Origin of the sequence: Brucella sp. MAB-22 (assembly GCF_025908475.1) — a bacterium.
GTDB lineage: Bacteria > Pseudomonadota > Alphaproteobacteria > Rhizobiales > Rhizobiaceae > Brucella > Brucella anthropi.
The window spans coordinates 195641-219531 of sequence record NZ_CP109782.1 but is presented as its reverse complement, the minus strand read 5'-3'; the positions used below and the strand labels follow the sequence as shown (position 1 = coordinate 219531).

Below are 23891 nucleotides of genomic sequence, written 5' to 3'. Positions count from 1 at the left end.
TTCGGACAGCTCCAGAGCAAATTATTACCTGGTGAGGCTTGCCTGAACATCGTTCAGCGTCGCCTCGAGCGCGGACACCATCGTATCAACCTGCTGATCGTTGATGATGAGCGGCGGGCAGAAGGCAAGCGTATCGCCCATTGCGCGGGAAATGACGCCGCGCTCCTGAAGAACGGCGTTTGCCTTTGCGCCCAGAGCGCCGGTTGGTTCAAGGCCCGTCTTGGCCTGCTTGTCGGTGACAAGCTCGACACCGGCTATGAGACCAACGCCACGCACTTCGCCAACCAGAGGATGATCCTGCAACTCACGCAGGCGCTTCTGCATATAGGTGCCGCGGTCGCGCGCATTGGCGACCAGATCACGCTCTTCAATAATGGCGAGGTTTTCCAGCGCTACCGCTGCCGCCACCGGATGGCCAGATGCCGTGAAGCCCGTGCCAAGCGTGCCGATCTTGTGGCTTTCTTCGGCAATTGGCGCGTACACACGCTCATTGATGAGAAAGGCCGAAATCGGCAGATAGGATGACGAAAGCTGCTTCGACATAACCAGAATGTCCGGTTTCATATCGAAAGTCTGGCTGCCGAACAGATTACCTGTCCGTCCGAAGCCGCAAATAACCTCGTCGGCGATCAGCAGAATACCGTAGCGCTTGAGAACAGCCTGCACTTTTTCCCAATAGGTTTTGGGCGGCACGACTACGCCGCCAGCCCCCATCACCGGCTCGCCAATGAAAGCAGCGATGGTGTGAGGACCTTCCGCGATGATCAACTGTTCCAGCTCATCCGCCAGCCGCGTTGCGAATTGTTCCTCACTCTCGCCAGCCTGTCCTTCGCGATAAAAATGCGGGCAGCCCGTATGCAGGATACGATCGATCGGCAGATCGAAAGAACGGTGATTGTTGGGCAAGCCGGTCAGGCTGGCAGAGGCAATCGTCACACCGTGATAGCCGCGCTTGCGTGAGATGATTTTCTTGCGCTCCGGTTCACCCAGCGCATTGGAGCGATACCAGATCAACTTGACGACCGTATCGTTGGCTTCGGAACCTGAATTGGTGAAGTAGGCCTTGCTCATCGGAACAGGAGCCATTGAGACAAGCTTTTCTGCCAGATCAATGACAGGACCATGCGAACGGTAGGAGAATGTATGGTAGAAAGGCAGCTTCTTCATCTGTCGTGCAGCTGCTTCGGCCAGACGCGGTTCGGAAAAGCCCACGCCAACACTCCACAGTCCTGACATCGCTTCGATATAGCGCTTGCCCGATACATCTTCGACGTAAATGCCATCGCCACGCTCGATGACGAGCGGACCTTCCGCTTCGAGGCGGACAGCATCGGTATAAGAATGGAGATGATAACGGATATCGCGAGCTTCAAGAGAGTTTGGCTGAGCAGTCATTCATTGATCCTCCGGGAAAGATAATGAATTTGTAGCCCGTTTCAGAAAAAGCGCAAACCGGAAAGCCGCTGAAAAATGCCCTTCGGATCAAACCGCCGAGGGACTTGGAAGATATTTACAGAAGACCGAAAGTGCGGGCCTTGGCGACGGCCTGAACCTTATTCACCGCAACAAGCTTTGTGAGCACGTTGCTGATATGGAAATTCACCGTGCGCGTCGAAATATTGAGGATCGTGCCGATGATCTCGGCAGTCTTTCCCTCACTCGTCCAGCGCAGGATTTCCCGCTCGCGCATTGTCAGGTTCACTTCAGAAACGCAGTTCATCGTCGGAACATCAAGATGTTCATACATGGACAAATGCAGCAGATTGGCTGCGATCTGCATCTGGCGCCGCAACATTGAAATCTCGCCGGAAGATAATGCCGGGCCAGTTCTCAGGAAAGACAGCATTCCGAACACGCCTTGAGCAGCCCAACACGGCTGGGAAATCCCGACCTTGAGGCCGAAGCGCTGTGCATCCGCCCATATCTGTGGTGCTTCCGCAAAGAGCTTCGACGACCAGACCAATGGCTCTATGCTGTTCAGTGCCTTGCGAACCAATGGGTCAACATCCGCATATTTTCGGGCTGTATAGTGATCGGTCCATTCCTGCGGCAACGACCCAAAGCTGAGCCATTTGACCACGCCGTTCAACAAGGGAACGCGCATGACATAAGCCGTATGTGCAAATCCGCACTGCCTGGCATAGGTGCCTATATATTCAAGGAGCTGTCCGGCATCGTCAGCAGATTGCATGGATTCATAAATTTGTTCCCATTTCATTGCAGACTTCCCAACGAAAAATATAACTATTGATGATTATTGAAATTCGAAGCATTTAAATAAAACGCCAACAAATCAGTAACACATCTATGTACTTTTCTCTATATACTAATCAGAAATGCATACATCTCCACCGGTTAAATATTACAGTGATCTAAATTATAAATTACTTTAATAAATACTTAGCTATTACATGAGGCAGAGCCAGCTCTAAAACGCCAAATAAATCAACGGTTCTGGAACATGGAATGCCGAGCCGACGCAGCTACGTCTGCCGGTTTGTAGTCAACAAGCAACTACAAACCAGTCAAACGCACCCAATACATCTGTCAGAAATACGAGTATATGAGATTAAGCTAATCGAGTTGCGGCATTTGTCACGCCGCAGCCTCTTCGGGAGCTGCACCTGGGGTATAATTAAGGATCGGTGCGAGCCAGCGCTCGACTTCCTCTATCGTCATTCCCTTGCGGCTCGCGTAATCCTCGACCTGATCCCGTTCGACTTTGGCCACGCCGAAATAATAGCTTTCCGGATGGCCGATATAGAGACCCGATACGGAAGAGCCGGGCCACATGGCGTAGCTTTCGGTCAGTTCCACGCCCGTATTCGCGGTCGCGTCCAGAAGGCGGAAAAGGGTCGTCTTTTCAGTGTGATCGGGCTGTGCCGGATAGCCAGGAGCCGGACGAATACCCTGATAGGGTTCACCGATCAGTTCTTCCGGCGAATAGGTCTCATTCGCCGCATAGGCCCAGAATTCCTTGCGCACGCGCTCATGCATCAGTTCCGCAAAGGCTTCGGCAAAACGGTCGGCCAGCGCCTTCACAAGAATAGCGGAATAGTCGTCATTGGCGCGCTCGAAACGCTCGGCAATCGCCACTTCGCCAATGCCTGCCGTGACGACGAAGCCGCCGACATAATCCTGCTTTCCGCTCTCGGCGGGTGCGACGAAGTCGGACATCGCCACATTCGGACGACCATCGCGCTTGCTCAATTGCTGGCGCAGCGTGAAGAAAGTGGCAAGTTCCTCGTTCCGGCTTTCATCGGTGAAAAGACGAATATCGTCGCCGACCGCATTGGCGGGCCAGAAACCGACGACAGCTTTCGGCGTGAACCACTTTTCGTCGATGATCTTTTTCAACATCGCCTGAGCGTCGTCCCAGAGTTGCCGGGCGGCTTCGCCCTGCTTCTCGTCTTCAAGAATTGCCGGATAGCGGCCCTTCAACTCCCAGGTCTGGAAGAACGGCGTCCAGTCGATATAGCGGGCGATTTCGGCCAGATCGTAATCGTCGAAGGTCTTCGTGCCGGTGAATGTCGGCTTTGCCGGAACAAAATTATCCCAGTCGAGCTTATGCGCATTGGCGCGGGCACGAGCGATCGGCAGGCGCTGCTTTTCCGCTTCATTGCGCGCGTGAGCGGCTGCCACCTTGGCATATTCCCCGCGCAGACCGTCAACATAGGCCTGCTTGCCTTCCGGTGACAGCAGGCTCGAAACCACACCGACGGCACGGCTTGCATCGATGACGTAGACTGCCTGTCCGCGTTCATAGCGCGGATGAATCTTCACCGCCGTATGGACACGGCTCGTGGTCGCGCCGCCGATCAGAAGCGGAATATCGAAACCTTCGCGCTCCATTTCTGCTGCCACATGCGCCATCTCATCCAGCGAAGGCGTGATGAGGCCGGAAAGGCCAATGATATCCACCTTTTCGTCGCGCGCCACCTGCAAAATCTTCTGCGATGGCACCATGACGCCGAGATCGATGATCTCGTAATTGTTGCAGGCCAGCACAACGCCAACGATATTCTTGCCAATATCATGCACGTCGCCCTTCACGGTCGCCATCAGCACCTTGCCGGCGCTCTGACGTTCACCACCGCCAATGCCTTTTTCAGCATTGAGGCGCTTTTCTTCTTCCATATATGGCAGGAGAACGGCCACGGCCTGCTTCATCACACGGGCCGACTTGACCACCTGTGGCAGGAACATCTTGCCGGCACCGAACAGGTCGCCAACCACGTTCATACCGGCCATCAGCGGGCCTTCGATGACGTGCAACGGACGTTCGGCGGACTGTCGCGCCTCTTCCGTATCGGCTTCGATATATTCGGTAATGCCGTTGACCAGCGCATGTTCGAGGCGCTTTGCCACCGGCCATTCGCGCCAGGTCAGATCCTGCACCTTGGCTTCTTTCGAGCCGGAGTCGCGGAAACGTTCGGCGATTTCCAGCAAACGTTCGGTCGCATCGGAGCGGCGGTTCAACACCACATCCTCGCAGGCCTCGCGCAGTTCCGGATCGATGGCATCGTAAACCGCCAGCTGACCGGCATTGACGATGCCCATATCCATACCCGCCTGAATGGCGTGGTAGAGAAACACGGCATGCATCGCCTCGCGCACCGGCTCATTACCGCGGAACGAGAAGGAAAGGTTCGACACGCCACCCGAGACATGGACATGCGGCAAGGTCGCCATGATCTTGCGTGTCGCTTCAATGAAATCGACGCCGTAATTATTGTGCTCGTCGATACCGGTCGCCACCGCAAAAATGTTCGGGTCGAAGATGATGTCTTCCGGTGCGAAACCGACCTGTTCGGTCAGGATCTTGTAGGCCCGGGTACAGATTTCGATCTTGCGCGCCTCGGTATCGGCCTGCCCGGTTTCATCGAAAGCCATGACGACAACCGCCGCGCCATAAGCACGGACGAGCTTGGCGTGATGGATAAAGGCTTCCTCGCCTTCCTTCATCGAGATGGAATTGACCACCGCCTTGCCCTGAACGCATTTCAGGCCAGCCTCGATCACTTCCCATTTGGAGCTGTCAATCATGATCGGCACGCGAGCGATATCCGGCTCGGCAGCAATCAGATTGAGGAATTCGACCATGGCCTTTTCGGAATCGATCAGGCCTTCATCCATGTTGATATCGATGATCTGGGCGCCGTTGACAACCTGATCGCGCGCGACGTCGAGTGCAGCAGCAAAATCGCCAGCCTTGATCAGCTTGCGGAAGCGTGCCGAGCCGGTCACGTTGGTGCGTTCGCCGACATTGACGAAAGGAATATCTTCGGTCAGCGTGAAGGGCTCGAGGCCCGACAAGCGCATTAGCGGCGCGACCTTGGCAGGCTTGCGCGGAGGATGTTTTGCGACGGCCTCGGCAATGGCGCGGATGTGTTCGGGCGTGGAACCGCAACAGCCGCCGACCACATTGACCATACCGTCGCGGGCAAAGCCTTCGATCTGGGCAGCCATCGCTTCCGGCGTTTCGTCATACTGGCCAAACTCGTTCGGCAGACCGGCATTCGGATAGGCGCAGATGAAGGTGTCGGCAATGGTCGACAATTCGTCGAGATGCGCACGCATAGCGTTGGCGCCGAGCGCGCAATTGAGGCCGATGGTAAATGGTTTGGCGTGACGCAACGAATGCCAGAATGCCGTTGGCGTCTGGCCGGACAGGGTGCGGCCGGAAAGATCGGTGATCGTGCCGGAAATCATCACCGGCAGGAAGATGCCCTTTTCCTCGAACACTTGTTCCGAGGCGAAGACGGCAGCCTTGGCGTTGAGCGTATCGAAGATGGTTTCAATCAGGATGATGTCGGAACCGCCGTCGATCAACCCCCGGATCTGCTCGGCATAGGCGATGCGCAGATCGTCGAAGGTAACAGCGCGGTAGCCGGGATTGTTGACATCAGGCGACAGCGATGCGGTGCGGTTTGTCGGTCCAAGAGCGCCCGCAACGAAACGGCGGCGGCCGTCCTTCTGCTCGGCGCGCAAGGCTGCACGACGGGCCAGACGCGCACCGTCGCGGTTCAATTCATAGACCTGCTCTTCCATGCCGTAATCGGCCTGGGCAATTGTCGTGGACGAAAACGTATTGGTTTCGAGAATATCCGCGCCCGCAATGGCGTAGGCATAATGGATTTCCTCGATAGCCTTGGGCTGCGTCAGGGTCAGAAGGTCGTTATTGCCCTGAAGCTGGCAGTCGCAGGCGCCGAAGCGCTCGCCGCGGAAATGCTCTTCATGAAAACCAAGTCCCTGAATCTGGGTTCCCATCGCGCCGTCGAGGATCAGGATGCGCTCACGCGCTGCCTTGGTGAGAGCTGCGAGCACTTCTGAGCCATCCGGCTGCGCAGCCGTTGCACCAAAAAGACCATCGAGGGAAGAGGCCATAAAACACCGCCTATATTCAATCTGTTACCAGGCAGCAGGTCTGTTCGGACACATAAACCTGAATCGCCCTTTATACGCACATCACGGAAGTCGCTTAATGACATAAACATATCTTTATGTCAATTCGGGGAGACTAATTCCTACCCCAAAATCAGAGCATCACCCATCTGTTGCCGCAACGAAGAAATCGTGACTGCGCAGGGCCACTGCTCCGCCACAATGTCCGGCCTAAAATAACGGCAGGGACGATATGTGTTGTTTATTTTTACGCGCATCTTATCCGAAAGCCGTTTCACATTTTTCGGTATGCGCTGTGAGGAGAGACCGATGAAAAGGTTTGCTTATTCCCTGTTTGCCGCATGTTTGTCACTCGGCATGGGACTATCCGCTGCTGCCGGAACTGCGAATGCGGCGCAGCCGTCTTTGATGGCGACACCGTCCGCCCAGGCTCCAGCACCGAATGTTCAGAACGTTCAGTATTACGACTATCGTGGTGACCGCCGCTATTGGCGGGAGCATCGTCGACACTGGCGGCATGATCGTCCGCGTTACCGCCCATACTATCGCTATGATCGCCGTTACTGGGGACCGCCGCCTGCTTATCGCTACCGTCCGGCACCGGTCTATCGCGGCGGCAACCCGCATGTGCGGTGGTGCTACAACCGTTATCGTTCCTACCGAGCCTACGATAATACGTTCCAGCCCAATTATGGGCCACGGCGCCAGTGCTACTCGCCATATCTCTAAAACGAAAAAGCCCCGGAAAACCGGGGCTTTTTTCTTAATCATACGGTTCAAAAATCAGGTTACATAAGCACCAATTGAAGCCGCGACCAGACCGATCGCAACCGCAATCATCACGCCATAAACGCGTGGCTTGTCAAACAGGACGGCAAAGGCCGCGAACCAGCTGACAACCGCAGCGCCCAGCGCGAATAAAAAGCCCGGCTTGTCGCCGTGGTACAGGTTAGCCGCCATGAGGCCGCCGATAATCAGCGCGCCAAAAACGATCATCAACCCTGTGGCATATCGCTCGTAATCGTCCATTTAAATTCCTTGGTTCCGCTCCCGCCGTGACAGGTGCCGGAAACTCTCGTCAATCCGTTTGGCCATTTAAGGGCATTGGCCGGTCGCCATCACACAATCATTATTCGTGTCGTTCTTCAACCATTTCGCTGCGCCATTTTTCGCAATTGTTGCGACTTTTCACGTGAACGTTCCTATCGTTGCCCGATAACCGGCATTTGTCCCGTTCAAAACCATGTTAATATGACTTCCATGGAATCGTCAGGCGTCACCATTTTCGAAACAGAGATCGGACCGTGCGGCATTGCCTGGCGCGGCCAGAAGATTGTGGGCGTCGAGATCGGGGATGCTGACGAGAAGGAAACCCGTTATCGGCTCGGTGAGCGGTTCCCCGGTGCCGAAGAAGTCGACATGCCCTCCTTCGTCAGCAATGCAATCCAGGGTGTGCGCGCGCTTCTGGCAGGCGACAATGTCGATTTTTCAACTACACCGCTGGCGCTGGATGACCAACCCGATCTCAACCGGCAGGTCTATGAAATCATTCTTGAGCTGAAACCGGGTGAGACAACGACCTATGGCGCGATTGCCCGAAGGATCGGCGATGTGAGTCTCTCACAGGCTGTCGGCTATGCACTGGGCAAGAACCCGTTTCCGATCATTGTGCCCTGTCACCGGGTGCTCGGCGCCAATGGCAAGGTCGGCGGCTTTTCGGCGGCAGGTGGCACGGCGACGAAACTGAAGCTTCTCAATATCGAGCGAGCAAAAACGTCCAGCGAGCCTGATCTTTTCGGCGGCCTGCCGCTACAGGAAAGACCACAGGCCGACTGGTAGTTATTTTACGCGTTTCCGCACGCAAGACCGCTTCGCGCTTTTGCTGGAAATGCTTTAGCGCTTGTCTGTCACAACATCGGCTGAAAAGCGCAATTCGCGCATAGGACGCACCAGTTGCGTCGTCGCGTCATAGGTCGGATGCTTCTTGAAAGCAAAAAGCGCTTCCTCATCTTTGAACTCGGCATAGACCACGAGATCAATGCGGTCGCACATCGGATCGACCCTGGAATTTGGCAGAACTTCAAAAAGGTCAGCATGGGGAATGGTGCCAAGTTGCTCCAATCCCTTTTTGACAGTCTCTATATCCTGACCTTCTTTGACACTGAAGAAAACAATATGCCGGATCACGCCGCGACTCCCTGAATTTGCTGAGGCGTATCTAGCGCATCAAGGCGTGCAGAAAAATGGCAAATTTGAGCGATGTGCCTAACTTGCCTTGACACGACGCCAGGCAAACCCGGCCTCCTCCGGTACTGATCCACGTCCCGGCTGATAATAGCCGGGCGTATCGACCAGACGATTTTCGCCAAGACGGCTCTGGGCAACCTTGTTCGTCACCTGCAGACTGTCGAAGCCGGTCCGCAGCATCAGGGCGGCCTGATCGATCAGCACATCGCCGACAGCGCGCAATTCACCCGCAAAACCTTCGCGACGCAAAATCTCCGCCTTGGAATAGGAACGCCCGTCATTAAAGGCCGGAAACTGCAAGGCGATCAGCGGCACGCTGCCCAGATCATCCCGAAGCGGATCAATGGCTTCGCCCGGCGCCACCGAAACGCCGATCCGGCGATTGGAGGCGCGGCGGCGCTCCTCATCCAGTCCGAGCCAGACGGCCAGCGGAATGATGATCGCGGGCGTATCGCCTGCCGCCTCAAGATCGTCGACAAAGACATAATCGTCTTCGCGAAAGCCATCGGCAGACCAGAGTTTGGTTTCGTTGATATTGCTCATTTCCGGTCACCTGCTCCCAAATTCTTCAAGCTGTCGGACAGGCCCGACAGGTGGATGCCGCATTCTGTCTTTTCCGACCCCGCCCAGCGCCCGGCACGCTGATCTTCACCGTCGTTCACGGGCCGCGTGCAAGGCATGCAGCCGATGGAACGATAGCCCTGCGCGATCAGCGGATGCGGCGGCAGGTCGTGTTTTTCGGCATAGGCCTTGAGATCGGCTGCCTGCAAACGCGCCAGCGGATTGATACGAATGCGCGAACCGACCGATTCGAATACCGGCAGGCTTTCGCGGGTCGATGCCTGAAACTGCTTGCGGCCCGTCATCCAGGCCCGATAAGGGGCCACGGCGCGCGCCATCGGCTCGACCTTGCGGATGAAGCAGCAGCGATCCTTATCGGTCATCGACAAAGCGCCAAACGGGTCTTCCGTCCTGACACTGTCTTCCAGCGGCAGAATATCCTGCACATCGGTCAATCCCAGCCGGTCCACCAGATCATGACGATAATCAAGTGTCGCACGAAAATGCTTTCCCGTATCGAGAAACAGAACTGGCGTCGCCGGGTCGATTTCCGAGATCATATGCAAAAGCACAGCCGATTCCGCGCCGAAGGACGACACGACCGCGATCTGCCCCTCATAGAGTTCACGCGTGACGAGCGCGATCACATCCTGCGGGGAAGACGCGCCGTGGCTTGCCTCCAAAAGGCGGGCTTCGGCGGCAGCGCTTTCTTCAGCATCAAGCTGCACGGCTTATTTCTCCATAAAGCGCGCGTTTGAACGGCTCCATGCCAACCCGGCGATAGGCGGCGAGGAAGTTTTCCTCCGGACTTTCGCGCAAGCCCAGATAGGTATCCACGACCGTTTCGATGGCATCCACCACTTCTTCCGACGAGAAGCCGCGACCGGTGATGTCACCGATGGTCGAATGCTCGTCCGCCGAACCGCCAAGCGTGATCTGATAAAGCTCTTCGCCCTTCTTCTCGACGCCCAGAATGCCGATATGGCCGACATGGTGATGGCCGCAGGCATTGATGCAGCCGGAAATCTTGATCTTGAGATCGCCGATCTCAAGCTGGCGCCTCTGGTCGCCGAAGCGCTCCGAAATGCGCTGCGCCACCGGAATGGAGCGTGCATTGGCAAGGGCGCAATAATCGAGACCGGGGCAGGCGATGATATCGGTGATGAGACCGGCATTCGGCGTCACCAGACCGTCCGATTGCAGCAGATCGTAAACGGCTGCGAGATCGGCCTTGGCCACATGCGGCAGAACCAGATTCTGCTCGTGGCTGACGCGGATTTCATCAAAGGAATAGGTCTCGGCAATATCCGCCACCAGTTCCATCTGCTCGGCGCTCGCATCGCCCGGAATGCCACCAATGGGCTTGAGCGAAATGGTGACGACGGCATAATCCGGGTTCTTGTGCGGCGTGACATTGCGCGCCACCCAGCTTGCAAATTCCGCATCGGCCTTCTGCGTGACGGCCAGCACTTCCCAGCCTTCCGGCCGTTGCGGCAGGTTCGGCATGCGGAAATAGCTTTCGATGGCGTCGATATCGCGCTGCGGCAGCTTCAATTCGCCATTGCGGATTTCGTCCCACTCGGCATCGATCTCGCGGGTAAGCTCTTCAACGCCCGTTTCATGGACGAGAATCTTGATGCGCGCCTTGTATTTGTTGTCGCGACGGCCATGCAGATTATAAACGCGCACGATGGCCGTCACATAGGTCAGCATGTCCTCGATGGGCAGGAAGTCGCGGATTTTCTTGGCCACCATCGGCGTGCGGCCCTGACCGCCGCCAATATAGACAGCCAGCCCCAGATCGCCCGCCTCGTTCTTCTTCAACTGCAAGCCGATGTCATGCACCTGAATGGCGGCGCGGTCATGGTCCGAGCCGACGATGGCAATCTTGAACTTGCGCGGCAGATAGGAAAATTCCGGATGCAGCGACGACCACTGGCGCAAAATTTCGGCAAACGGACGCGGATCGGCCACTTCGTCGGCGGCAGCGCCTGCGAAATGATCAGCCGTCACATTGCGAATGCAATTGCCGGAGGTCTGGATGGCATGCATCTCGACTTCCGCCAGCTCTTCCAGAATGCGCGGCACGTCCTTCAGGGCGGGCCAGTTATACTGGATATTCTGGCGCGTGGTGAAATGGCCGAAGCCACGGTCATAGACGCGGGCAATGTGGCCTAGCTTGCGAAGCTGGCGGCTCGAAAGCGTACCATAGGGAATTGCCACGCGCAGCATATAGGCGTGCAGTTGCAGATAGAGACCGTTCATCAGACGCAGCGGCTTGAACTGATCTTCCGTCAGCTCCCCGGTCAGACGGCGCTCGACCTGATCCTTGAACTGGGCAACACGGGCCGCAACAAAATCGCGGTCGAATTCATCGTAACGATACATAGGCTAGGTCCAAATCCACAATCAGGAGGCGCGCTTCAATTCAGGCTTTTCGAGGGGCAAATCGCCAAAGGTCACGATGGTCGGGCCGGAAAGACGGATGCGCTCGCGCAGACGGATGGGGTAAAGTCCCTCCTCGCGCTCCTCGACATCGATCACGTTCACATCGACAACCAGATTAGCTTTTGCAGCAACCTTGCCCGCGTCTTCAAGCGCTTCAACGGCCTCTACGTGACGAGCGACCAGCGCGCCGTCGATGGTTTCCTGCCAGGAGCCGTCGGCACCGAGCCACACAGCCTGCCCGTCGATCAGCCGGTTTGCAGTGAGAACTTTTACAACCATTTCCAAACTCCAAACTTTTGTTAACCGCGCATCCTGCGCTCTAACTTTTTGTTTTTGAGCGCATCTTGTCCGAAAACCGCTGCACACTTTTCGGGATGCGCTCTTAGGCTGCGACGGAAACCGGCCTGAGGGCCAGCGCTTCGGCTTTGTCGATGGCGGCACCGGCGACCGCATCGCCAATGATCACCATGACCGGACCGGAAAGTTCCTTGCGGCTTTCCAGATCCGGCAAATCTTTCAGCGTGCCGTGGAACAGGCGCTTGTCCTGCCGGCTCGCATTTTCCACCACCGCCACGGCGGTATCTTCGTGCAGGCCCGCACCAATCAGCCGCGCGGCAACCGATGCCGCGACGGTCGAGCCCATATAGACGGCAATGGTTGCGCCGGAGACGGCGAGCTTCGCCCAGCCCGGCAGCACGTCGCCGGTCATGTCATGGCCGGTGGTGAACACCAGCGACGAGGCGACACCGCGCAGCGTCAGCGGCAGTTCCATGTCGGCTGCGGCGGCAAAGGCAGAAGTGATGCCGGGCACGATTTCGAACCCGATACCGGCGGCACGCAGTGCGGCCATTTCTTCACCTGCGCGTCCGAACACCAGCGGATCGCCGGATTTCAGCCGCACAACGCGCTTGCCTTCGCGCCCGAGCGTTACCAGCAGGCGGTTGATCTCTTCCTGGCTCTTGGAATGGCAGCCTTTGCGCTTGCCGACGGCAAGACGCTCGGCATCGCGGCGACCCATGGCGATGACACCTTCCGGCACCAGCGCATCATGCACAATCACATCGGCTTCCATCAAGGCGCGATGGGCGCGCAGGGTCAGCAGGTCTTCGGCACCCGGACCGGCACCGACCAGCCAGACATAACCGGCGGCATTGTCGCGCTGCTTGATCAGGTCGCTCGCGGCTTTCTGTGCTTCCTCCCGGTCGCCATTCTCGATGGCATGGGCGACGCGGCCCGAAAAGAACCCGCGCCAGAAGCTGCGGCGCGCCAGCCCCTTCGGCAAGGCGCGCTCGACCAGCGGACGCCAGCTTTCGGCAAAATGCGCAAGCTCACCCAGACGCGGCAAGAACGCGGCATCGATACGCGCGCGCACCATCTGCGCCAGAACCGGGGCCGTCCCTTCCGAACCAATCGCAATCGTCAGCGGCGCACGATTGACAATGGCGGGTGTCAGGAAATCGCAAAGTGCAGGACGGTCGACGACATTGACCGGAACCCTCTCGGCCTTGACCACGGCAGCAATGGCGCGATCCTGCGCCTCATCGCCGGTCGCCACGAAAACAAGCTTTGCGCCTTCAACATGTTCGGGCGCAAAAGGTGCCGCAACATGCTCTGCACCATGGCTTGCAATGAAATCGACCAGATGATGCTCAGTTTCTTCGGCAACGATGCGAAGTCGCGCCGAAGTCTGCGCCACAAGGCGCGCCTTGTTCAAAGCTTCCTCGCCGCCGCCAACGACGACAACCACCTCTTCCGACACCCGGAAGAAGGCAGGAAAATCAGCCAGTAAACGCTTTTGCGGTAGAGACACGGTGCGATCCTTGGGAGCATTTCCAGAGAAAGCCGATACCGGTTTCAGTTACAGAAATGCGTCTGGTAAAAAGATGGCGCCATTATCCATGGAGAGCGGGAGATTTATAAGAAACGGGCTTGCGCGTGAAAATCACGGCGAGCATCACTTTTCCTCAAAACAGAGGAATACGGGATTTTAATTTCCCGTAATGCCGGAAATATACCCCACAATTTTTATAGGATTTACATAGACTTATCAGTAGTTGCCGCTCGTGAAGAATGCCGGAATATGTTTGGGCCACCGTCGCGGCAGCACGGCAATCAGATCGAAACGCAGCGACAGGCGGGCATGGTCGGGCTGGCGTTGCAGCCAGAGATCGGCTGCGGCTTCGATGCGGCGCATGGCCTGCGGCGTGACAGCGAGGTGCGCTGCTTCCAGACTGCTCCGCGCCTTGACCTCAACGATCAAAATCAGATTGCCACGCCGGGCGATCAGATCGATTTCGCCGAGCCGTGTTCGATAGCGCCGGGCGACGATCCGAAAACCTTTCAGAAGAAGAAGCACGGAAGCAAAACGTTCGGCACTGTGTCCGCGAAAGAAAGCAGTTCGCTTCTTCTCGCGGAGGTCTGTCATCGCTGATCCGATTTCAATTGCATGAGACGCTGATAGAGAACCGATTTCTGTCCGCCGGTCATACGTGCTGCCTCGCCTGCGGCCTTGGATGGCGGCAACTCTGCGACAAGCGACAGCAGCAGCTTGTCGATGTCTTCCTCGCTTTGCGGAACGGCGTTGCCCGTTGGCGGCCCCACCAGCAGAACAACTTCACCGCGAATGCGATCTTCGCCGTCAAACTCGGCTGCAAGCTCGCCCAGCGGCGCAGTGCGAATGGTCTCGTAGGCCTTGGTCAGTTCACGGCAGAGCGCGCCCAGACGATCCGGCCCGAACACTTCGGCCATTTCCGCCAGCGTTGCCGCTGTCCGGTTTGGCGATTCATAGAACACCAGCGTTGCGTCGATCCCCTTGAGGCTTTCAAGCTTCGACTGTTTTTGCCCATGCTTGGAGGGCAGGAAGCCGCAGAACATGAAGGCGTCGGTCGGCAGGCCCGAAGCGGCAAGTGCGGCCAGAACGGCGGAAGCACCCGGAATAGGTACGACACGAATGCCCGCCTCGCGCGCTTCGCCCACCAGACGGAAACCGGGATCGGAGACGAGCGGCGTTCCGGCATCGGACACCAGCGCAACGCTTTTGCCCGCTGACAGAGCCGCTATCAGCTTTTCACCGGCTTCGGCGGCATTGTGTTCGTGATAGCTGATGGGGCGGCGCGCTATACCATAGCGGTCGAGCAGAACGCGGGTTACGCGCGTATCTTCGCAAGCCAGAATATCGACGGACGCCAGCGTTTCGATACCGCGCAGCGTCATATCGCCGAGATTTCCGATGGGGGTCGAGACGATATAAAGAGCAGGTTCCAGTGGCCGGGCGCGCATTGTCGTGCCGCCAACCACATATTCCCGTCGCCCATCGCCAATATTGTGGGCGCCTGCTTCGTCCGTCATTATAAGTTCCTTATGCGGCCAGATCGGCAACCAGCGCGTCGAGCACCAGCGCGCCATCCGGCGTTGCGCGAATGATGCTGCCGCTCATCGGTTCGATCATGCCTTCCGCGATCAGTTTCGCAAGTCGCTTTTCATCAACCGCATGGCCAGAAAGTCGCTCATAGCGGGCAAGATCGATGCCTTCGCGTAAACGCAAGCCCATCATCAGGAATTCGTCGCCTTCCTGTCCGCCATCGAGATATTCTTCTTCGATAATGCCGTGGCCATTGCGCTCGACCTTATCCAGCCAGGTTTCCGGATGTTTTTCGGTCATGGTGACGGTACGAATATCATTTTCCACGAAACGCCCATGCGCGCCGGGACCAATGCCGACATATTGCCCGTAACGCCAATAGACGAGATTGTGCTGTGACTCGCGCCCCGGCACCGCGTGGTTGGAGATTTCATAGGCAGGAAGGCCGTGCTCTGCCGTGACCCTTTGCGTTTCCTCATAAAGGGCTGCAGCGTGATCCGGCTCGGGCGTCGTCAGCTTGCCAGCCTTCCAGAGATTATAGAACTGCGTGCCTTCCTCGATCGTCAGCTGATAGAGCGACAGATGATCGGCAGCCAGTCCGATGGCCTCTTTCAGTTCCTCCCGCCAGGCCTCGATTGTCTGGTTCGGGCGTGCATAGATCAGATCGAAGGACAGGCGCGGGAAAATCTCACGTGCCAACCGAATGGCCGCCTTGGCTTCCTCGACCGAATGCATGCGGCCAAGACGACGCAGATCAGGATCATTGAGCGCCTGAATGCCAAGCGACACGCGGTTAACGCCTGCCGCGCGATAGCCGCGAAAACGGTCTGCCTCCACGCTGGTCGGATTGGCCTCCAGCGTCACCTCAATGTCCGGTGCCACCGACCAATGGGACGCGATCCCATCGAGAAGCGCGCCCACGGTTTCCGGCTGCATCAGCGACGGCGTGCCGCCGCCCAGGAATATGCTGGTGATCGTGCGTGGGCCGGTGCGCTCACGCAAGGTTTCCATCTCGCGAAGAAATGCTTCCGAAAAACGCGCCTGATCGACCGGCTTGTGACGAACATGGCTGTTGAAGTCACAATAAGGGCATTTGGCCAGACAGAATGGCCAATGCAGGTAAACGCCAAACGCATTTTCCCCATTTGCACGCGCGATTGGGATCGACCCGGCGGCATTTGCGCGAGCAGCATCTATTGCCTGCAAAGGGGGAAACAGCTTGTTCATTTTGCGGATGCCGGCTCCACATTAAGCGCTTTTTCGGCGAAAAGCTTGAAGGCACGAGCACGATGCGACAAGGCCGAAGCATCACCAGGCTTCCAGCCGTGCTTCTCATCGGCAGTCATTTCGCCGAAAGTCTTTTCATAGCCATCGGGCAGGAAAATCGGGTCGAAACCGAACCCCGTATTGCCACGCGGCGGCCAGACAATCGCGCCCTCGACTTCGCCACGGTAATATTCAGCCTCCCCATCGGGCCAGGCAAGGCAGATGACCGATACGAAACGCGCCTTGCGCTGCTGTGGCGCAACGGCAGCCTTTTCTTGCAGCAGGTTCTCGACCTTCTGCATCGCCATGTCGAAATCGCGTGTGCCGTCTTCCGTCTCGGCCCAGTTTGCCGTGTAGACTCCCGGATCGCCATCGAGCGCATCGACCATCATGCCGGAATCATCCGAAAGTGCTGGCAGCCCCGTTGCTTCAGCTGCCGCAAGCGCTTTGATATAGGCGTTTTCCTCAAACGTGGTACCGGTTTCATCCGGCTCCGGCAGGCCAAGAGCGGCAACCGAACTGACCTCAAAGCCGAACGGGCCGATCAGACCGTCGAACTCCTTCAGCTTGCCCGCATTGTGCGAAGCGACGATCAGCTTGCCCTGTTCCAGTTTTCTCATTTTCAGTTCCACAGTTTGGGTTCGGCAATCTCCAATGAATTGCCGGATGGATCACGGAAGTAGATCGAATGCGCACCATTCGGCCAGTCGAACTCGGCCTCGATTGCTATGCCATGTTTTGCCAGATGGTTGCGCCAGCTTTCCATCTCCTCCCGGCTTGCGGCAAAACATACATGGCCGGGGCCGCTTGTGCCATGTGACGGCACGGGCAAGTGCTCTGGCAATGGCGGCTTCAACGTCTCTTCGGCCTTGAAGAGAAGCAATATGCCGTCGCCGCACCGGAAAAATGCGTTGCGCTCGCTGACTTTCCCGACCGGCTCCAGCCCCAAAGTGCCGTGATAGAACTCTATAGCCTCCGCGACATCGCGGACATAGAGTGCGGTTTCAAGGATGCGTGCTGCGCGCATGGAAGAGGTCTCCTCAATATATCGAGCAGACCTCGTTCCTATCAGGCCACGGCCATCTTCTGCAAGGACACAAGGCGATCAATGCCGCCGCGAGCGAGCTTCATCAGATTGGCAAACTCTTCTTCCGAGAAAGGTGCACCTTCCGCCGTTCCCTGAATTTCGACAATTCCGCCCTTGCCGGTCATCACGAAATTGCTGTCGGTCTCGGCGACAGAGTCTTCGGCATAGTCGAGATCAAGCACCGGCTCGCCCTCATAGATGCCGCAGGAAATCGCCGCAATATGATCTTTCAGAACCTTCTCGACGCGCACCATCTGGCGCGCTTCCATCCAGCGCAGGCATTCATGAAGCGCTACCCAGCCGCCGGTGATGGCTGCCGTCCGCGTGCCGCCATCGGCCTGAATGACATCGCAATCTACCGTGATCTGTACTTCGCCAAGTGCCTGCATGTCCACGACGGCGCGCAAGGAGCGTCCGATCAGACGCTGGATTTCCTGCGTGCGTCCGCCCTGCTTACCGGCAGCGGCTTCGCGGCGCATGCGGTCGCCGGTCGAACGCGGCAGCATGCCGTATTCCGCCGTGACCCAGCCCTTGCCCGTATTGCGCATCCAGCCCGGCACCTTTTCCTCAAGGCTTGCGGTGCACAACACATGCGTATCGCCAAACTTGACGAGGCAGGAGCCCTCGGCATGTTTGGAGATGCCGCGTTCGAAAGAAACGGCACGCATTTCGTCAGCCGCACGCTTGGATGGACGCATAGAAATTTCCTCGATTCATTTTTCCGGTGCGGCTTTTTAGGCTTCCCGGTCGCAAATAGAAAGCCATTCTGCCCGAAAAACCGTCAGAGATGTTGAGAGGCCTGTCACTATAGCCTAAAGGCTTTGACGCTTTGACTTGCGACCTTATATTTGGCGTATGCTATTTCCAGTGTGGCGAATCCGAAATTCGCATCATCTGGGAACAGCGCTGTGAACGAATTTCGGATTCAAAGCCACACTAGGGTTCGCGACCATATTATGATGAAAACGCCGGAACACCAGCTTTTGAGTTCGCTCGACCAGCGTTCGCGCGATATTTTCCGGCTGATTGTGGAAACCTATCTGAACGATGGCGATCCGCTTGGCTCGCGCAATCTCTCACGACTGCTGCCACACACGCTTTCACCTGCCACGATCCGCAATGTGATGAGCGATCTCGAGCATCTGGGCCTCATCTACGCACCGCATGTCTCAGCCGGACGCCTGCCGACCCAGATCGGGCTACGCTTCTTTGTCGATGCGTTTCTCGAAGTGGGCGATCTGCCGCCGGAGGAACGCTCCTCCATTGAGGCGCAGGTTCGTTCCGCCGGAATGAACAATTCGGTCGAAAGCGTTCTTACCGAGGCAAGCCAAGTTCTTTCAGGTCTGTCGCGCGGCGCGGGCCTCGTGCTTGCCACCAAAGCGGAAGGGGCACTCAAGCACATCGAATTCGTTCGTCTCGAACCGACACGGGCACTGGCTGTTCTTGTCATGCAGAACGGCGATGTCGAAAACCGCGTCGTCAATCTGCCCGTCGGCATCAGCAATTCGCAGCTGGTCGAGGCATCGAACTTTCTCAACGCACACATCCATGGCCACACGCTTTCCGAAGCCAAAGCCGAATTGAAAAAGCTGACGGAAGAAACACGGCAGGAACTCGATCAGCTATCGCAGGAACTTGTTGCCCAAGGGCTGGCGGTCTGGAGCGGGGCTGGAACGGATCAACCGGCGCGGCTGATCGTTCGCGGTCGCGCCAATCTTCTGGAAAACATCCATGCGCAGGAAGACATCGAGCGCCTGCGCCATCTGTTCGATGATCTTGAGACCAAGGACGGCATGGTCCAGCTTCTCGATCTCGCCGAAGCCGGTTCGGGTGTCCGCATCTTCATTGGTTCGGAGAACAAGCTTTTCTCCCTTTCCGGCTCATCGCTGGTGGTCGCCCCCTATCGCGACAGCGAGCAAAGGGTTATTGGTGCTCTGGGAGTCATTGGGCCCACACGGCTCAACTATGCGCGGATCGTTCCCATGGTGGACTACACCGCTCAGATCGTTTCCCGGCTCCTGCGGTAACTGTGAGATTTGCCGGGACAAACCAAGTCCCTGAAAATAGACCTTGATTTTACTGGCATGAAACTCGATATCCGCCCCAGAAGATATTCAAGACGGAAGTAGCATTATGGCTGACGAAAAAAACAAATCCCAGAACCCCGATCTTGAGCAGCGCGACATCAACAATCCCCGGGATCGTGAGGCGCTGAACCGAGCTGCCGACGATTTTCTGAAAGCGCGCAAGGCTGAAGCTCGTGCGGAAGTTGCCGAGGATGAAGCTGAGGCGGCGGTAGATGAAACCGCAAACCGGATCGCGATGCTCGAAGCTGACAATGGCGAGCTGAAGGATCAGCTCCTGCGTGCTGCAGCCGAGATGGAAAACCTTCGCAAGCGCACCCAGCGCGATGTGCAAGATGCGCGCACCTATGCCGTGACCAACTTCGCTCGCGACATGCTGTCGGTCTCTGACAATCTCCGCCGCGCGCTCGACGCTATTCCTGCTGATGCTCTGGCGACCGATGCCAGCCTGAAGTCGCTCGCAGACGGCGTCGAAATGACCGAACGCGCCATGCTGCAGGCTCTGGAGCGTCACGGCGTCAAGAAACTTGAACCGGAAGGCGAGAAGTTCGATCCGAACTTCCATCAGGCCATGTTCGAAGTGCCTAATCCGGATTTGCCGAACAACACCGTCGTGCAGGTCGTGCAAGATGGTTACGCCATCGGCGACCGTGTTCTGCGCCCGGCCATGGTCGGTGTGTCCAAAGGCGGCCCGAAGGCGACTGCCGACAACGGCGCTTCCGAAGGCAATGGCTGATTATATCAGCAATAACGGATGAGTATTGGAGCGGCGGCTTTGTCTGCCGCTCTTTTCATATCTGCAGTCCAGTTTGCGATAGAGCGCATTTCGATCTGACTGGATCGGATCAGCGGTCTAACCTATTCTATTTTAATCATAATCTTATCGATCCTCGTTTCACTCCGGTCGGATTATGCTCTAAGGTGCATATTGCTATTGGCGCGAACCGGTGAAAAATTGTCACTGGAAGTGTGGAGGAGAGCTGCAGCGTGACGATTCCTGAGTTTTTGAACTTCGCAGGCGTTTTCGTTTTCGCTGCGACCGGCGCTCTTGCAGCATCGCGACGCCAGCTCGATATCATCGGTTTTCTGTTCCTTGCCAATATCACCGGTATTGGCGGCGGAACGTTCCGCGATCTCGTCCTCGGTGCACCGGTTTTCTGGGTTGTCGAGCCGACTTATCTGCTGGCGGGTACGCTGGCGGCTATCTTTGTCTATTTCACCGCACACATGGTCGAGTCGCGCTATCGAGTCCTGCTCTGGCTCGATGCCATTGGTATGGCCGCCTATACCGTAATAGGTGCAGCCAAGGGACTGGCGCTCGGTTTCGGACCATCCGTCGCCATTGTGACCGGCATTTCAACAGCCACTCTGGGCGGCATATTGCGCGATATGGTGGCGGGCGAGCCTTCCGTGCTAATGCGTCGCGAAATCTATGTCACGGCTTCGCTTGCCGGTGCGTGTCTCTATGTCCTGCTTGCCTGGTTGCAGGTCGAGCCAGCTATATGTGCGATTGCAGCGGCTCTGACCGCGTTTCTCATTCGCGGCGGCGCACTTTATTTCGGCTGGACATTGCCCGTCTATAAAAGCCGCCCCGGACGCACTGAAGAAGAGCTTCAGCGCGACCGGATCATCAGGCCGGAATAAATCTTAAACAAGGCCAGCCTGGCCTGCAGCGGCCTGCAGGCTGAGCTGCGGACGCGGCCCCATCTGCTGGATAATAAGCCCCGCCGCCAATGAACCAAGACGGGCGCAATCTTCCAGTGAACGCTCGTTCGTATAACCGTAAAGGAAACCAGCTGCGTAGAGATCGCCTGCGCCGGTCGTATCGACCAGCGCGTCGATTTCAATAGCTGGGACGGTCAAGGTCTGGTCAGGTGTGACGACGACCGCACCTTTTTCCGAACGGGTGATGATCGAAAGCGCGCAGTCCATACGCATGGAGGCAATCGCCGTTTCAAGCGACTTCGTCTTATAGAGCGACTTGGCCTCATCCTCATTGGCGAAAACGATATCGACAGTGCGCGAGCGCATGAGTTCCAGAAACTCTTCGCGATACCGGTCGACACAAAACGGATCGGAAAGCGTCATCGCCATCTGGCGCTTCTTTTCGTGGGCGATCTTCGATGCCATGACTATGGCTTCCTTCGCGCGCGGCGGGTCCCACAGATAGCCTTCGAAATAGGTCACCTTCGCATCGGACACCTTGGAGGTTTCGACATCTTCCGGTCCGAGTTCCACGCACGCACCGAGATAGGTGTTCATCGAGCGTTCGCCATCCGGCGTCACGAAAATCATGGAGCGAGCAGTCGGCGATCCCTTTTCCAGCGGGCGGGTGTCGAATGCAACGCCTTGCGCGCGGATATCATGCGCGAAAACACGGCCCAGGTGATCGGTCGCAACCTTGCCGAAATAGGCCGAGCGTCCGCCAAGGCTCGCGACGCCGGCTGCCGTATTTCCGGCACTGCCACCCGACATTTCTGTTGCCGGACCTGCAATCCGGCCATAGAGCAATTCAGCACGCTCTGCATCGATCAGGTTCATCGCGCCTTTGACGATTCCATTCGTTTCCAGAAAAGCGTCATCGGTGCGCGAAAGAATATCGACAATGGCATTGCCGATGCAAAGAACGTCGAATGTGGCCATGAGCGCGAGAAGCTCCCCTTTTGATTAGTCTCCTATCCGGCAAAAGCAGATCGTCATCGGAAAAGTCGCTATGCACTTTTCCGCGACATGCGTTGGGCCGGATATGCGGCAGTCATGTGGGTGCCGGTTTAGCGGTTTGAAACCCCTTTGGCTACCCTGCAAGCCTCCCGCATTGTGGGTAGTGCAGCTTGCGCCAAGATGAAGGCATACCTATTTCCATCTTCGTCTACAGTCGGAATTGGGTCGAAAATGATCTTAGATGCTGCATTGAAAGCTCTGAAACGCCTGACCACGCCAGAATTGCGTGCAGTTTTCTGGAAAACTCTCGGTTTGACGCTGTTGCTGCTGATCGGTCTTTGGGCGGCAGTTCGTCAAATCTTTTTTACTTTTGCCTGGCCGTGGATGGAGCAGATTCTGCCCGGCATGCCGGAATGGGCTGGCTGGCTCGGCATTGTTGCAGCCATTGTCGCAGGCCTTGGTCTGGCGCTTGTTCTCGCATTGATGATCGCACCTGTCACTGCACTTGTGGCAGGTCTCTTTCTCGATGACGTCGCCGAAGTGGTCGAGCGTGAAGACTATCCGAACGATCCACCCGGTACGCCTTTGCCGACCGGCCGCTCTATCGTTGTTTCGCTGAAATTCCTCAGTATCGTCATCCTCGGCAACATCGTCGCCCTGTTCATGCTGTTCATACCCGGCGTCAATCTGATCGCCTTCTTCGTCATCAATGCCTATCTGCTCGGGCGGGAATTCTTCGAGTTTGCCGCTATGCGTTATCATTCCGAAGCCGAGGCCAAGGCGCTACGGTCGCATTATAGCGTAACCGTCTTCCTGGCCGGGCTGCTGATTGCAGGCTTCATGGCTATCCCCATCGTCAATCTGCTGACACCGCTTTTTGCGGCAACGATGATGGTCCATCTGCACAAGGCTGTCTCGCAACGCGAAGCCCGGCTCACGCCTGCGGCGGCAAGGGGATAAGCGGCGCAGGAATGTCGCAGGTTTTCGCCGGATATTTGCAGATATCGGCAATCACACATTTCTCGCATTCCGGCTTGCGCGCCTTGCACACGTAACGCCCATGCAAGATCAGCCAGTGATGCGCATGAAGCATGTATTCTGCGGGGATGACCCGGACGAGGATGGCTTCCACGGCCTCTGGCGTTTTTCCCGGAGCAAGACCAATCCGATTGCCGATGCGCAGGATATGCGTGTCCACCGCCATTGTCGGCTGGCCGAAAGCCATATTCAGCACCACATTGGCCGTCTTGCGGCCAACACCCGGCAGCTTTACCAGTTCGTCCCGGTCCCCCGGCACTTCTCCGTCATGATCGCGGATCAAGGCTTCGGACAGGAGAATGACGTTCTTTGCCTTGTTCCGCCAAAGACCAATGGTGCGAATGTGGTCGCCGACTTTCTCTTCGCCCAGCGCCAGCATTTTCTGCGGCGTATCGGCAATTGCGAAGAGCCCGCGCGTCGCCTTGTTGACCCCGGCATCGGTGGCCTGTGCCGACAAAACCACGGCGACAAGAAGCGTAAAGGCATTCACATGCTCAAGCTCGCCCTTCGGCTCCGGTCTCTGAATGGAGAAACGGCGAAATATCTCATGGATTTCATCGGCCGTATAAAGCGTACCACGCACCCGACGTTGAGGGCGGGTGGCGGCAGAAACGTTCACAGGCGATTTGATTTTGGCCTTTTCCATTCCGTCTCTATAATAGTTTCTTGATCGACAAAACAATCAGCAGCTTGCCGCAGGCCAGTATAGGCCGGGACAATCTGCCAGACGACC

General features: G+C 57.1%; 24 protein-coding genes. 6 read left to right on the top strand and 18 right to left on the bottom strand.

From position 1 onward, the window contains the following. Positions 1-24: 24 nt before the first annotated feature. The 3 genes from OHI65_RS10560 to metH all read right to left on the bottom strand — a co-directional run bounded on the left by OHI65_RS10560 (position 25) and on the right by metH (position 6387). Entirely contained in the window at positions 25-1395 is a 1371-nt protein-coding gene (locus OHI65_RS10560) for an aspartate aminotransferase family protein (RefSeq protein ID WP_125300561.1), read from the bottom strand. A gap of 115 nt (positions 1396-1510) precedes the next feature. Then, positions 1511-2218: a LuxR family transcriptional regulator gene (locus OHI65_RS10555; protein ID WP_010658031.1), complete on the bottom strand. Its 708-nt coding sequence runs from the start codon at positions 2216-2218 to the stop codon at positions 1511-1513. Positions 2219-2595: 377 nt separating this feature from the next. After that, positions 2596-6387, bottom strand: coding sequence for a methionine synthase (gene metH, locus OHI65_RS10550; protein WP_094514701.1), 3792 nt, complete (start codon positions 6385-6387; stop codon positions 2596-2598). 327 nt (positions 6388-6714) lie between these two features. On the opposite strand from metH, the gene OHI65_RS10545 reads away from it, so the two are divergent. Then, positions 6715-7134: a BA14K family protein gene (locus OHI65_RS10545; RefSeq protein ID WP_010658029.1), complete on the top strand. Its 420-nt coding sequence runs from the start codon at positions 6715-6717 to the stop codon at positions 7132-7134. Positions 7135-7188: 54 nt separating this feature from the next. On the opposite strand, the gene OHI65_RS10540 is transcribed toward OHI65_RS10545, so the two are convergent. Next, on the bottom strand, positions 7189-7434 hold the full coding sequence (locus OHI65_RS10540; protein WP_010658028.1) for a hypothetical protein: 246 nt from the start codon (positions 7432-7434) through the stop codon (positions 7189-7191). A gap of 231 nt (positions 7435-7665) precedes the next feature. Here OHI65_RS10540 and OHI65_RS10535 point away from each other — a divergent pair, with 231 nt between their 5' ends. After that, positions 7666-8244 (top strand): methylated-DNA--[protein]-cysteine S-methyltransferase, encoded by a 579-nt coding sequence (locus OHI65_RS10535; protein ID WP_264359152.1) that lies wholly within the window; start codon positions 7666-7668, stop codon positions 8242-8244. 54 nt (positions 8245-8298) lie between these two features. Here the strand turns inward: OHI65_RS10535 and OHI65_RS10530 are convergent, their stop codons facing one another. The 12 genes from OHI65_RS10530 to rph form a co-directional block, all read right to left on the bottom strand. After that, entirely contained in the window at positions 8299-8592 is a 294-nt protein-coding gene (locus tag OHI65_RS10530; protein WP_125300560.1) for a Dabb family protein, read from the bottom strand. Positions 8593-8670: 78 nt separating this feature from the next. Then, entirely contained in the window at positions 8671-9195 is a 525-nt protein-coding gene (locus OHI65_RS10525; protein WP_125300559.1) for a DUF934 domain-containing protein, read from the bottom strand. Then, positions 9192-9941, bottom strand: coding sequence for a phosphoadenylyl-sulfate reductase (locus tag OHI65_RS10520; RefSeq protein ID WP_125300558.1), 750 nt, complete (start codon positions 9939-9941; stop codon positions 9192-9194). Before OHI65_RS10520 ends, OHI65_RS10525 begins: the two co-directional genes overlap by 4 nt. Further along, entirely contained in the window at positions 9931-11601 is a 1671-nt protein-coding gene (locus tag OHI65_RS10515; protein ID WP_125300557.1) for a nitrite/sulfite reductase, read from the bottom strand. Before OHI65_RS10515 ends, OHI65_RS10520 begins: the two co-directional genes overlap by 11 nt. Before the next feature lie 21 nt (positions 11602-11622). Further along, positions 11623-11940, bottom strand: a complete 318-nt coding sequence (locus tag OHI65_RS10510; RefSeq protein ID WP_011982381.1) for a DUF2849 domain-containing protein — start codon at positions 11938-11940, stop codon at positions 11623-11625. A 103-nt stretch (positions 11941-12043) separates the two neighbouring features. Next, complete coding sequence (gene cysG / locus OHI65_RS10505; protein WP_125300556.1) at positions 12044-13471, bottom strand: siroheme synthase CysG; 1428 nt, start codon at positions 13469-13471, stop codon at positions 12044-12046. 237 nt (positions 13472-13708) lie between these two features. Then, on the bottom strand, positions 13709-14086 hold the full coding sequence (locus OHI65_RS10500; protein WP_010658020.1) for a YraN family protein: 378 nt from the start codon (positions 14084-14086) through the stop codon (positions 13709-13711). Next, positions 14083-15009, bottom strand: coding sequence for a 16S rRNA (cytidine(1402)-2'-O)-methyltransferase (gene rsmI / locus OHI65_RS10495; RefSeq protein WP_125300555.1), 927 nt, complete (start codon positions 15007-15009; stop codon positions 14083-14085). The genes OHI65_RS10500 and rsmI overlap by 4 nt, the downstream gene beginning before the upstream one ends. Before the next feature lie 10 nt (positions 15010-15019). Then, on the bottom strand, positions 15020-16249 hold the full coding sequence (hemW, locus tag OHI65_RS10490) for a radical SAM family heme chaperone HemW (RefSeq protein ID WP_125300554.1): 1230 nt from the start codon (positions 16247-16249) through the stop codon (positions 15020-15022). Continuing rightward, on the bottom strand, positions 16246-16908 hold the full coding sequence (gene rdgB / locus OHI65_RS10485) for an RdgB/HAM1 family non-canonical purine NTP pyrophosphatase (RefSeq protein ID WP_125300553.1): 663 nt from the start codon (positions 16906-16908) through the stop codon (positions 16246-16248). The genes hemW and rdgB overlap by 4 nt, the downstream gene beginning before the upstream one ends. Positions 16909-16910: 2 nt before the next feature. Continuing rightward, on the bottom strand, positions 16911-17315 hold the full coding sequence (locus tag OHI65_RS10480) for a VOC family protein (RefSeq protein WP_125300552.1): 405 nt from the start codon (positions 17313-17315) through the stop codon (positions 16911-16913). Positions 17316-17356: 41 nt separating this feature from the next. Further along, positions 17357-18073: a ribonuclease PH gene (gene rph, locus OHI65_RS10475; RefSeq protein ID WP_010658015.1), complete on the bottom strand. Its 717-nt coding sequence runs from the start codon at positions 18071-18073 to the stop codon at positions 17357-17359. Positions 18074-18331: 258 nt separating this feature from the next. Between rph and hrcA the strand changes: the two genes are divergently transcribed. From hrcA to OHI65_RS10460, 3 genes are all read left to right on the top strand, one after another. Next, entirely contained in the window at positions 18332-19402 is a 1071-nt protein-coding gene (gene hrcA, locus OHI65_RS10470) for a heat-inducible transcriptional repressor HrcA (protein ID WP_010658014.1), read from the top strand. Between the two features lie 106 nt (positions 19403-19508). Beyond that, positions 19509-20195, top strand: coding sequence for a nucleotide exchange factor GrpE (gene grpE / locus OHI65_RS10465; RefSeq protein ID WP_010658013.1), 687 nt, complete (start codon positions 19509-19511; stop codon positions 20193-20195). A 251-nt stretch (positions 20196-20446) separates the two neighbouring features. After that, a complete protein-coding gene (locus tag OHI65_RS10460) occupies positions 20447-21103 on the top strand; it encodes a trimeric intracellular cation channel family protein (RefSeq protein ID WP_010658012.1) in 657 nt (218 codons plus the stop codon). Positions 21104-21106: 3 nt separating this feature from the next. Here OHI65_RS10460 and OHI65_RS10455 read toward each other — a convergent pair whose 3' ends face one another. After that, the gene (locus tag OHI65_RS10455) at positions 21107-22102 is read right to left on the bottom strand and encodes an adenosine kinase (protein ID WP_125300551.1); all 996 of its coding nucleotides are present in this window, start codon (positions 22100-22102) and stop codon (positions 21107-21109) included. 249 nt (positions 22103-22351) lie between these two features. Between OHI65_RS10455 and OHI65_RS10450 the strand changes: the two genes are divergently transcribed. Further along, positions 22352-23080 carry a sulfate transporter family protein gene (locus tag OHI65_RS10450; protein WP_125300550.1) on the top strand — a complete coding sequence of 243 codons (729 nt, stop codon included), beginning with the start codon at positions 22352-22354 and terminating at the stop codon, positions 23078-23080. Here OHI65_RS10450 and nth read toward each other — a convergent pair. Next, positions 23055-23804: an endonuclease III gene (nth, locus tag OHI65_RS10445; protein WP_094514689.1), complete on the bottom strand. Its 750-nt coding sequence runs from the start codon at positions 23802-23804 to the stop codon at positions 23055-23057. The genes OHI65_RS10450 and nth overlap by 26 nt on opposite strands. Positions 23805-23891: the final 87 nt, after the last annotated feature.

Excerpts from the sequence above, each read along its gene's own strand:
- OHI65_RS10560 (WP_125300561.1), bottom strand. The coding sequence starts at position 1,395 with ATGACTGCTCAGCCAAACTCTCTTGAAGCTCGCGATATCCGTTATCAT.
- OHI65_RS10555 (WP_010658031.1), bottom strand. The coding sequence starts at position 2,218 with ATGAAATGGGAACAAATTTATGAATCCATGCAATCTGCTGACGATGCC.
- metH (WP_094514701.1), bottom strand. The coding sequence starts at position 6,387 with ATGGCCTCTTCCCTCGATGGTCTTTTTGGTGCAACGGCTGCGCAGCCG.
- OHI65_RS10545 (WP_010658029.1), top strand. The coding sequence starts at position 6,715 with ATGAAAAGGTTTGCTTATTCCCTGTTTGCCGCATGTTTGTCACTCGGC.
- OHI65_RS10540 (WP_010658028.1), bottom strand. The coding sequence starts at position 7,434 with ATGGACGATTACGAGCGATATGCCACAGGGTTGATGATCGTTTTTGGC.
- OHI65_RS10535 (WP_264359152.1), top strand. The coding sequence starts at position 7,666 with ATGGAATCGTCAGGCGTCACCATTTTCGAAACAGAGATCGGACCGTGC.
- OHI65_RS10525 (WP_125300559.1), bottom strand. The coding sequence starts at position 9,195 with ATGAGCAATATCAACGAAACCAAACTCTGGTCTGCCGATGGCTTTCGC.
- OHI65_RS10515 (WP_125300557.1), bottom strand. The coding sequence starts at position 11,601 with ATGTATCGTTACGATGAATTCGACCGCGATTTTGTTGCGGCCCGTGTT.
- OHI65_RS10510 (WP_011982381.1), bottom strand. The coding sequence starts at position 11,940 with ATGGTTGTAAAAGTTCTCACTGCAAACCGGCTGATCGACGGGCAGGCT.
- OHI65_RS10500 (WP_010658020.1), bottom strand. The coding sequence starts at position 14,086 with ATGACAGACCTCCGCGAGAAGAAGCGAACTGCTTTCTTTCGCGGACAC.
- rsmI (WP_125300555.1), bottom strand. The coding sequence starts at position 15,009 with ATGACGGACGAAGCAGGCGCCCACAATATTGGCGATGGGCGACGGGAA.
- hemW (WP_125300554.1), bottom strand. The coding sequence starts at position 16,249 with ATGAACAAGCTGTTTCCCCCTTTGCAGGCAATAGATGCTGCTCGCGCA.
- rdgB (WP_125300553.1), bottom strand. The coding sequence starts at position 16,908 with ATGAGAAAACTGGAACAGGGCAAGCTGATCGTCGCTTCGCACAATGCG.
- OHI65_RS10480 (WP_125300552.1), bottom strand. The coding sequence starts at position 17,315 with ATGCGCGCAGCACGCATCCTTGAAACCGCACTCTATGTCCGCGATGTC.
- rph (WP_010658015.1), bottom strand. The coding sequence starts at position 18,073 with ATGCGTCCATCCAAGCGTGCGGCTGACGAAATGCGTGCCGTTTCTTTC.
- hrcA (WP_010658014.1), top strand. The coding sequence starts at position 18,332 with ATGATGAAAACGCCGGAACACCAGCTTTTGAGTTCGCTCGACCAGCGT.
- grpE (WP_010658013.1), top strand. The coding sequence starts at position 19,509 with ATGGCTGACGAAAAAAACAAATCCCAGAACCCCGATCTTGAGCAGCGC.
- OHI65_RS10455 (WP_125300551.1), bottom strand. The coding sequence starts at position 22,102 with ATGGCCACATTCGACGTTCTTTGCATCGGCAATGCCATTGTCGATATT.
- OHI65_RS10450 (WP_125300550.1), top strand. The coding sequence starts at position 22,352 with ATGATCTTAGATGCTGCATTGAAAGCTCTGAAACGCCTGACCACGCCA.
- nth (WP_094514689.1), bottom strand. The coding sequence starts at position 23,804 with ATGGAAAAGGCCAAAATCAAATCGCCTGTGAACGTTTCTGCCGCCACC.